Annotated in this window: 9 protein-coding genes and 1 pseudogene; 1 reads left to right on the top strand and 9 read right to left on the bottom strand. The window is 41.6% G+C overall.

Annotated features, from left to right (window positions below):
* The 3 genes and pseudogenes from A5294_RS05405 to A5294_RS05395 form a co-directional block, all read right to left on the bottom strand.
* A pseudogene (locus tag A5294_RS05405) lies at window positions 1–389 on the bottom strand (hypothetical protein); the annotation flags it as partial.
* 28 nt (window positions 390–417) lie between these two features.
* A complete protein-coding gene (locus A5294_RS05400; RefSeq protein ID WP_064340644.1) occupies window positions 418–1,110 on the bottom strand; it encodes a histidine phosphatase family protein in 693 nt (230 codons plus the stop codon).
* A gap of 34 nt (window positions 1,111–1,144) precedes the next feature.
* Window positions 1,145–1,651 (bottom strand): GtrA family protein, encoded by a 507-nt coding sequence (locus A5294_RS05395; protein WP_032835361.1) that lies wholly within the window; start codon window positions 1,649–1,651, stop codon window positions 1,145–1,147.
* Window positions 1,652–1,735: 84 nt separating this feature from the next.
* On the opposite strand from A5294_RS05395, the gene A5294_RS05390 reads away from it, so the two are divergent.
* Entirely contained in the window at window positions 1,736–2,083 is a 348-nt protein-coding gene (locus A5294_RS05390; protein ID WP_064340643.1) for a phenylpyruvate tautomerase MIF-related protein, read from the top strand.
* A 27-nt stretch (window positions 2,084–2,110) separates the two neighbouring features.
* Here the strand turns inward: A5294_RS05390 and A5294_RS05385 are convergent, their stop codons facing one another.
* The 6 genes from A5294_RS05385 to brnQ all read right to left on the bottom strand — a co-directional run bounded on the left by A5294_RS05385 (window position 2,111) and on the right by brnQ (window position 9,573).
* Window positions 2,111–3,175: a LacI family DNA-binding transcriptional regulator gene (locus tag A5294_RS05385; RefSeq protein ID WP_032842347.1), complete on the bottom strand. Its 1,065-nt coding sequence runs from the start codon at window positions 3,173–3,175 to the stop codon at window positions 2,111–2,113.
* Complete coding sequence (locus tag A5294_RS05380; protein WP_004105641.1) at window positions 3,172–4,566, bottom strand: glycoside hydrolase family 13 protein; 1,395 nt, start codon at window positions 4,564–4,566, stop codon at window positions 3,172–3,174. The genes A5294_RS05385 and A5294_RS05380 overlap by 4 nt, the downstream gene beginning before the upstream one ends.
* A 55-nt stretch (window positions 4,567–4,621) precedes the next feature.
* Window positions 4,622–5,464 (bottom strand): carbohydrate ABC transporter permease, encoded by an 843-nt coding sequence (locus A5294_RS05375; protein ID WP_050397215.1) that lies wholly within the window; start codon window positions 5,462–5,464, stop codon window positions 4,622–4,624.
* Window positions 5,448–6,413: a carbohydrate ABC transporter permease gene (locus A5294_RS05370; RefSeq protein ID WP_004105644.1), complete on the bottom strand. Its 966-nt coding sequence runs from the start codon at window positions 6,411–6,413 to the stop codon at window positions 5,448–5,450. The genes A5294_RS05375 and A5294_RS05370 overlap by 17 nt, the downstream gene beginning before the upstream one ends.
* 2 nt (window positions 6,414–6,415) lie before the next feature.
* Window positions 6,416–7,696, bottom strand: coding sequence for an ABC transporter substrate-binding protein (locus A5294_RS05365; protein ID WP_004105646.1), 1,281 nt, complete (start codon window positions 7,694–7,696; stop codon window positions 6,416–6,418).
* 374 nt (window positions 7,697–8,070) lie between these two features.
* Window positions 8,071–9,573 carry a branched-chain amino acid transport system II carrier protein gene (gene brnQ, locus A5294_RS05360; RefSeq protein WP_080550923.1) on the bottom strand — a complete coding sequence of 501 codons (1,503 nt, stop codon included), beginning with the start codon at window positions 9,571–9,573 and terminating at the stop codon, window positions 8,071–8,073.
* Window positions 9,574–9,620: the final 47 nt, after the last annotated feature.

The raw sequence follows: 9,620 nt of genomic DNA, 5'->3' as shown, positions 1-9,620 counted from the left end.
TTATTACTATTTTCTAGTATTTCTTCTTCTGCTTCATCATAGTTAGGCTCATAGCATGAATCCATATTGTCGTAAGCATCGGCGGCAGCAAGTAGCGCGTCTACTATTTCTTGCGGACGTCCAGGAATTTCATCCGCGCCTTCATACACAAATTCAGCATCCGGAACGGTAACGTCAAGATTCGTGAGTATTCGTGCTATTGCTCGCATTGAGCGCACCTCAAGATTTTCCGCATATTTTGCGTCGTTATCTAAGTGTCGCGCTTCCGTCAATGGCCATAATTCTGTTAGTTTTGCGGCAGATTGCGCTGCATCATTCAGCATTAGCATACTTTTTTCATTATTTTTAATATCTTCAGAATCTTTGACAGAATCAACAGAATTAACCATTTCAATGCTCCTTCGCATTATATGTTACTTACTTCACTCGCCCAGCAGGATCAACATACGTAATTGAAAGCACACGCAAAGTCTCACAATCGTAAGTAATAGAAGTAATCGAAGCTAAAGCCGTGTGACGAAGAAGCATATTATGTTCAGCGTGACCGGTTTCCAGTAGGTGTCTATAAGACCAGATTGGCGACTCATGAGTAACTGCAACGATTTGCTCACCAGGATGCTTACGAACCTGCTCGCGCGCAAAATCACCAACGCGAGTAGCAATACTGCGGTAGCTTTCTCCCCAACTTGGCTTCCACAAATTCGCAACAAGCTTCCAATTGTCGTTTTTCCACAGCGCGCCTTCACCGTAGCCTATGCGTTTTCCGCGGAAATTATTTCCAGCTTCAATTAAGCGTTTATCTAAAATAATGTCGCTTTCTTGAGATTGCGCAGAATCTTCATCACAGTGCGCTTTTACATAGGAAGAATCTGCAATCTTGCGCAAAGCATTTTCGATTTCACGCGCTGTTTCACGAGTCCGCTCAAGAGGAGACGAATAAATTGCAGTAATTCCGCGCATTTGCGGAACAGTGGCAATATATTTTGCTGTAGCTTGCGCCATCCTCACTCCGCGAGCCGAAAGATGAAATCCAGGAAGACGCTCATACAACACGTGATTTGGATTATCAACTTCTCCATGACGCACAAAATGAATTGTCGTAGCTGGCATTGCGTTCTACTTTCTGTTTAAAACATTAAAACAATTACTTGCGGTTTTTTGTATGATTAAGCGACCACATTCCCAAGCGGTGAGCAAAACTAGTATCTTCTTGCGCAACATACCCAGGCTGTTGAGATTTAGTATCATCGAGCAGCCACTTTCGTATAACAAAATTCCACACAGCAACAACAACAGTAGCTACAAGTTTTCCTATATTTGTGCGCAAAACGTATACTGCAGATCCGCGTAAAGTTTCAGCCATTCCTAACGTACTAGCCCAAATAATCAAATCGTTTATAAGCAAACCTATGACTGCGGAAATAACAAAAATCAGAAGCTCCATCCACTTTGCCATATCTTCACGATGTTTAAAGACGTATTTCATACTGGCAATATAGTTGAAGATAAGTGAGATTACGAAAGAAATCGTACCCGCAACCACATTATTTAAGTGCGCAAGCATTAATAAATTGAGTAGCGCAACGTCAATAATAAGGGCAATAATGCCCACAATTCCAAACTTTACAACCTGTTCAATAAGCTTTTTCATAATATCCATTAAACACGCGGCTGCTAACAAATAACATATAATTGTTACGTAATAAAGCTTACTAAATTTAGCAAAGGAGCGATTATGCCAGTTATTCATACTCATGTTTCTGTAAGCACAACACCTGCCCAGCGTGACGCATTAAAAACTGCTTATGGCAAAGCAATTAGCGCAGTTCCAGGAAAAAGCGAGCATTGGCTCATGTGCCCATTCGAGGACAATATGCCGATTTATTTTGCAGGAGACGATTCCAAGCCTGCAGCTTACGTTGAGGTGAACGTGTTTGGTTCCAGCGTGCCAGGGTCTGCTTGGGAAAAGTTAACTGAGCAGATTATGGCAGCTTTAGAGCGAGAGCTTGGGATTCCACAGGATCGCACTTATATTCGTTACACTGCAACTACTGACTGGGGTTGGAACGGCGGCAACTTCTAGTCAAAACTGCAAAATATATTAAGCCAATTACTTCTTAAGAGGAGCTGCCCCAACCGATTCACGCACGATGAGGGCAGTTCCTAGTTTTTTATGCGAAACAGGCAAAGCTTCTTCATCAAAGCGTATTTGATCAATCAAACTTTCTGCAGCCAAACGTCCTTTTGAAGTAATTGGCTGATGAACCGTAGTTAATCGTGGCGTACAAATTGTAGACAAAGGCAAATCATCATAACCAGTAATGGAAAGGTCCTCAGGCACACGTAGCCCTTGTTGTTGAGCTGCTCCAAGCACGCCTAGCGCAATAATGTCGCTAAACGACACAATCGCAGTAGGTCTGTATTCGAGATTAGTATCATTCCACATTTTATTGAAAACATCAGTGCCACCCTGATATGTGCAGGGCGTTTCTATAACGGTAATTTCTTTATCTTCCGGCGATAAGTTATGCTTTTTAAGCGCGCGCACAACACTTGCCATGCGCCTACCAACTATTCCTTGCCACCCAGGATAATCAGTATGCGATTTCGTTTCAATTGCCGCAATACCAATATTTCTATGACCTAAATCAATAAGTCGATCTACTAAATCTTCAAAATCATGCTCATCGTCAACTTCTACAGTCGGAACGTTAATAGGTTGAGCAGGATCCACAATCACTACAGGAACATGCTTATTCAAAATTTCAACAACTTCTGCACGTTCAGCTTCCAAGCCGCAAATTATAAAACCACTTACTGCAGCTGTAGGAATAGCTTTTAACATTGAACCTCTTAGCGGAGGAACAAGCATCAAAGTGTAGCCTTCCGACTGGCAAACCTGCCCAATGCCCTGAATCAAAAGTGAATAATAGGGATTTTGCAAAATCGTATCAATACCTTGCGGCAGCAACAAGCCCAAAGCATTCGAAGAATTCGTACGCAATGCTCTAGCTGTTGCACTTCGCACATATCCCATTTCTTCAGCAGTTTGCATAATATGTTCAACCGTCGCCTCAGATAGTTTTGACGGATCATTATATGCAAAAGATACTGCAGACTTGGAAACATTAGCTTTTTCTGCAACATCCTTAATAGTCACTCTACGAACATTCATAGCTTCCCCACTGCTTCACCTTCATACAATATAATGGATTTTTCTCCCATACGGTATTGCTTACCTATTATACTTGGCACACCAAATAGCGAACGATCCATACGCACCGGCAAATCATCACAATTGATGTAAGCTCCAGATCCGCGATGCACTAAACATAAGCATGCACGCCCCGAAGGTAAGTTGCGCGTAATACACACAGTATGTTTACCTAAAGCAGCTACATGCTGCCTGCCATATTGGAGAGCAGCATTTTCTCTACGTAGACGCATTAATTTGCAAACTGTTTTACGAACAGATAAATTCCAAGCATTCTCATTCCAAATCATAGGAGCGCGGCAACCCGGATCATTTTCTCCTTCCATACCATTTTCATCGCCGTAATACACCATAGGAGCACCATCAGCAGCGAATAACAGCGCATAAGCTAAATTCTCAGCGTCTTCAGCAGACGTATCCCAAGCATATTCATGAGCTTTTGTACGCGTAAGCAATCGCTCAGTATCGTGACTCCCAAGCAAATTCAACATACAAGAACGATGTTCTTCTGGAATATCGTTATACAAAGCATTCATACCATCTGCAAAATCATAAGCATCCAACGTTTCATCAGCGCAAAAACCTAGGACTAAATCACGAACTGTATAATTCATGGTTCCATCCATAAGTTCCGGAGTAAGCCATTGAGAAGGGTTACGCCATTCTTCAGCTACTAAGTATTTATCATCCCCAAAAGATTTCACTACTTTATGGAAACCCTTCCAAAATGTTTTATTGACGAAATATGGAACATCTAAACGCCAGCCATCAATACCACGATTTAACCAATATTTAGCAACGTTATAGTGATGTCTACGCACTTCTGGATTATATACATTCCATTTTGGTAAATAGTAACAGCCGGAACATGTTTTATAATTCGGTTCCGGATGAGACACTACAGGAAAGCCCTCTACCGAAAACCAATTAACATATTGCGATTGTTCGCCGTTACGTACAACATCTTGAAACGCCCAGTGGCCTATTCCACAATGATTGAATACACCATCTAAAACTACACGAATCTGCAATTCATGAGCACGCTTAATAAACTCATCAAAATCTGCGTCATTACCAAGACGTGAATCAATTTTGAAATAATCAGTGGCATCATAGCGATGATTCGTATCCGCTTGGAAAATTGGAGTAAGATACAAAGCATTGACACCCATATCCGCAAGATATGACAGATGCTCACTGATCCCTTGCAAATCACCACCGAAAAAATTGTCCCTAGTTGGAGATTTATCCCATGATTCTACAGGATTAGGGTTAATAGAGGCATTTGCATTTGCGAAACGCTCCGGAAAAATCTGATAAAATACACTTGATTTTACCCATTCAGGTTGCATGACTTGTTCCTAACAAATAGTAAATTTTACAAATTGTAAACGTCTTAGCACTTCTTCAATCTTTAAGACCTGTAGAAGCGATTCCTCGTTCAAGAGCTTTTTGGAAGAAGAAGAAAATAATAATTGATGGCAAAGTTGACGTCAAAGTTCCAGCCATTAAATAGTTCCATGACGTACCATAACGTCCAACAAAACCACTCAAGCCGATTTGAATAGTACGCATTTCTTCTGCATTTGTAACCAACAGAGGCCACAGAAAATCATTCCATGCAAATAGGAATGAGAATACACCAAGAGTTGCAAGAGCTGGCTTAGAAAGCGGCAGAATAACTTTAATAAAAATACCAAGGCTTGAACATCCGTCAATTCTTGCAGCCTCATCTAGCTCACGCGGGATAGTAGTAAAATGTTGGCGTAGCAAAATAATGCCAAATACATCAGCCAAACGCGGAACTGTTAAAGCTGCCATAGTATCAATCCAACGCAACTGAGCGATAATACCGTACATAGGTATAACTGTTACGAAAGCAGGAACCATGAAAGCAGAAAGTAGCAGCACGAATAATATTTTCTTTCCAGGAAACTCTAATCGCGCAAAAGCAAAAGCTGCCATAGCATCAAACGCAAGGTGACCAACTACAATAATTGCCGACATGATCAAGCTATTAATATAATAGTTTGCAAACGGAGCGCTTTGCCACGCATGCAGATAATTTTCCCAATGCCATGATGTTGGAATCACTGACTGAACGGCATACGTTTCGGCTTTTGTTTGCAACGACGTTGTAAACATCCACATAAATGGGATAAGTACCGAAGCTGCACCGATAATGAGTACAATATGCCGAGCAAGATGCAACGAACGCAATCTCGTAAAAACCTTACTTATTTTCTGCATTACTTACCTTCCATTGCACAAGAGTTACGATAAGAACTAACACCAGCGACGCTATAGCAATTGCCGTACCATAACCGAAATTGCCTAACCTAAATGCTTGACGATACATAAACATTCCTAGTACGTCAGTGCCACCTCGAGGACCGCCTTCAGTAAACACATAAATTAAATCAAATGATTGGAAACTACTAATCAGCGCTTGCACAACCACAAAGAATGTCATTGGTCTAAGCAGAGGAACTGTAATATAACGCAGCTGTTGCCAGCTCGTAGCACCATCAAGACTTGCAGCTTCATAAGTCGACTTAGAAAGAGATTGCAAAGCAGTCAAATATAGAATGATATTAAAACCTAAGTTCTTCCAAACTGTAAGGAGTGTAGTAGCAAGTAATGCTAGCCACTTGTTGTGGAGCCAGTCGGGTCCTGCAATACCTAGGGATGAGAGTACAGAATTTACAAGACCCGATGGATCCAACATATATTTCCACACAATTGCTACAGCCACCGAGGAGGTAACGACAGGAAGGAAATATATAGTGCGATACAATCCGCGAGCGCGAATTGGCGCATCTAGTAATACCGCAAAAAGCAACCCCGAAACAACCGATAGCACAGCTACACCAAATGCATAGATAACAGTCACGGTTAAACTATTCCAAAATTCTGGATCTTGAGATAGTTTCACATAATTCTTCAATCCAATAAAATCTGGATTTACAGAAAACCCGTTCCAATTTGTTAAGCTCGTATAAGCTGCAGAAATAATTGGATAAAAAGTGAAGATGACGAGAATCACTAATCCAGGAAGCAACAATCCCCATGCTGTGAGAATTTGCTCCCATTTACCTACAGTTTTACGACTATCACGAATCAGCTTACCATTACTAGCCTTTGCTTCTGCATTAGCAGCTGACTTGTTCTTTTTCAACTGTACTATCGGATTACGCATGATTACTTACCTTGCGATATTACTTCGTTGACTGCTTTTTCTGCATTCTTTAATGCAGTTCCAACATTTACTTCGCCAGAAAATGCTTTTTCCATTTCCTTTGCGAATGCCAACGAAATCTGTGGATATAGTTTGGTGTTTGGACGAGTATGAGCAGTTGCCATTTGTTCAATATATGGAAGTAAGCGAGGCTCTTTCTTTTCAACCCATGAACGATACTCTGCATTGTTAGCAGCACTCTTTGTCGCAGGCAGGAAACCAGTAGATTCACACCAATCAAGCACTTGCTTGTCCTGCAAGAACCAAGTCACAAATTCAGCAGCAGCTTTTACTTTTGCATCATCATTGTTAAACAACATGGCTTGTTCTCCGCCAAGATTAGTAGATGGTTTACCACCTTCAGGAGTTGGTAAAGGAGCTGCAGCAAAATCAAATGGAGGATCCGCTGCCCAAATACCTACCATCCAAGAACCTTCCTGCGCAGAACCACCTTTACCTTTTTCAAACTTGCCCCATCCAGCATATGGGCTCACTCCACTTTTAATAAGATCCATCCAGAAATTGGCAGCTTTCTTACCTGCAGGAGTGTTAAAAGCAGCAGCAGAGTTATCTTTCTTTAAGAATTCACCCCCAGCTTGCCAAAGATTGACTTGGAAGTTCCAGGTAAGAGCCTCACCGCTGTCTCCTGCTTCGGTTGGCAAATCGTATCCTGGAAGACCAGTCTTATCTTTGATTTGCTTTGCCATTTGCTTTAATTCAGCCCAAGTTTTTGGCGGCTTATCTGGATCTAAACCAGCCTTCTTAAATATTGTGCGATTGTACATATAAGCAAGATTATTGGCTGACATTGGAACGGATACTAAGCGACCATCAATTGACCCAAAATTCTTTAATGCAGGGTTAATATTGTCAATTACTTCAGGCTTGAGAAGCTTTTTTAAGTCTGCAGACTTACCAATTTGTGCCATTTGAGGCATCCAAATCAAATCACCTATGGCCATATCAGGCAAAGTATTTGACGTAGCAGATGCGCGTAATTTTGTTAAGAAATCAGCATTAGGAACATTTGTAGTTTTAATCTCAATGTTCTTGTGCGAAGCATTAAATGCTTTTACTTTTTTATCGAAGGCATCTGCATTAGCGCCATCCCAATAATGCCAAACAGAAACGGTTGTTTTACCTTGAGCATTACTCGTGGAGCTTGTGCCGCCACCACATGCGGTAAGCGAAAGCGCAGCAACGAGCATCACAGAGATTGCTCCAAACTTTTTTAGTTTCAACATCGTTGTTCTTCCTTAGAAATATTTAGAGAAACTTAAAGGTTCTTGGGCATACCGCCCAATGCACCATTTGATATATAGCAACGCCAGACTTCTGCCGCAAACAGCGTCGTTTACTCCTTTCACTCATGAACAACCATTTTGCTAATGCCTCAGCGCCGAGCACTAGACGTGTGCCTTTTCGTATCTTGCTTTACTGGCTAAGCGAGAATTACTTTTAGATTGCACATTATTTTGTTCGTTATTGAAATATACTAAATCGTTCCAATAAATAAGTCAAGCGTGCGTTTTATATAAAATTCGCCATACTTTGCTACGAAAAATTACGCAACAAAATATGGCGGTTTATTTAGCTTATACGGTTATTTCATGATTTTCTAATTTTGCTCGCAAAACTGAGAATCAATGGAAGCATATGAATCATTTTCGCTAGCAACACTGCCTTCAAGATCTGGACCAGCAGCTAGACGAGCCACCTCTTCCATGTCCTTGTTTTCAAATAAAACCATGCGGACATAGCCAACAACAAATCCAACAACAGCAGGGCAAACCCAAGCCATGCCAAATTCCGAGAACGGCAACCAGTTTTGAGCAACCACCAACATATCGTTCATATGCAATGCGTTGCGCAAAGCTGTTGGCAAACTATTCAAAAAGTCAAATACAGCTGCAACACCAGTAAAACCAAGTGTCCAAGCGTACACGACTTTGGAATTTCCAAAAAGTCGACCGCACAAAGCCAAAAGAATCAATACAATTGACAGTGGATACAAGAACATCAATACTGGAACTGCATATTCGATGATTGTGCTCAAACCAAAGTTTGCAAGACCAAACGAAACAAGCGTAATCAACACAGACCAAACGCGATAGCTAGGGCCCTTAGGGAATAACTTAGAGAAGGTTTCCGAGCAGCTTACAATTAAACCAACTGCCGTCTTTAAGCATGCAAGAGTAACAGTTGCAGCAAGAACAAGCAAACCAACGTTTCCAAGATGGTAGCGTGCAACTTGCGCCAAAGTTACGCCACCGTTTTCAGCAGGCTTAAACAGTGCACGGCTACGCACACCGACAACAACAATTGCGACGTAAATCAACGCCATAAGCAAGCAGCTAAAGAATCCAGATCGCACAGTATTCACTGCCACATCTTTAGGGTCTTTTACGCCAAAGGATCGAATAGTACTAACAACTATAATGCCAAAAGCCAAGCTAGCTAAAGCATCCATTGTATTGTAGCCATCTAAGAATCCTGTAAAGAATGATTCATTAACATACTTCCCTATAGGAGCAGCATCCGCAGAAGCGCCGCTTACAGGAGAAAACAGTGCAGTAAATACCAGAATACCTAAGAAAACCAGGAATATCGGCGTAAGAACTTTACCAACCCATGTAAGTATTCCGCTAGGCTTCATAGCAAAGAAGAATGCTAACGCGAAGAAAACCACAGAGAACAAGAACAAATACAATTGACCGTTTCCGTCTTGTGGAACGACGCGCTCCAAACCAACAGTGTACGAAGTTGTTGCGCAGCGAGGAATTGCAAAGAATGGTCCGATTGTTAAATACAGCACACAAGTAAAGAACATGCCGTATTTTTTGCTCGGCTTACTAGAAAGTTCAAAAAGACCGTTTGCGCGACTCATCGCAAGAGCCGTAACACCAAGCAATGGCAAACCAACGCCGGTAATAATAAAGCCTAATGCTGCAGGAGCGGAATTGTTTCCTGCATTAGCTCCAAGGAACACAGGGAAAATCAGGTTTCCTGCGCCAAAGAACATACCAAACAACATGACCGCCACGTACGCGGACTCAATAATGGTCAAGTTCCTTTTTTTCGGGGCACTATCTGTGCTGACACTTTGTGTTGTGACGCTCATGCTTACACCTCCCATAAGGATAAATTTGTATTTATATACTATTCAGC

It is taken from the genome of Gardnerella sp. 30-4 (assembly GCF_001641215.1).
Classification (GTDB): Bacteria; Actinomycetota; Actinomycetes; order Actinomycetales; family Bifidobacteriaceae; genus Bifidobacterium; species Bifidobacterium leopoldii.
Note: the sequence above shows the minus strand (reverse complement) of the source record. Positions and strands in the feature narration are given on the sequence as shown.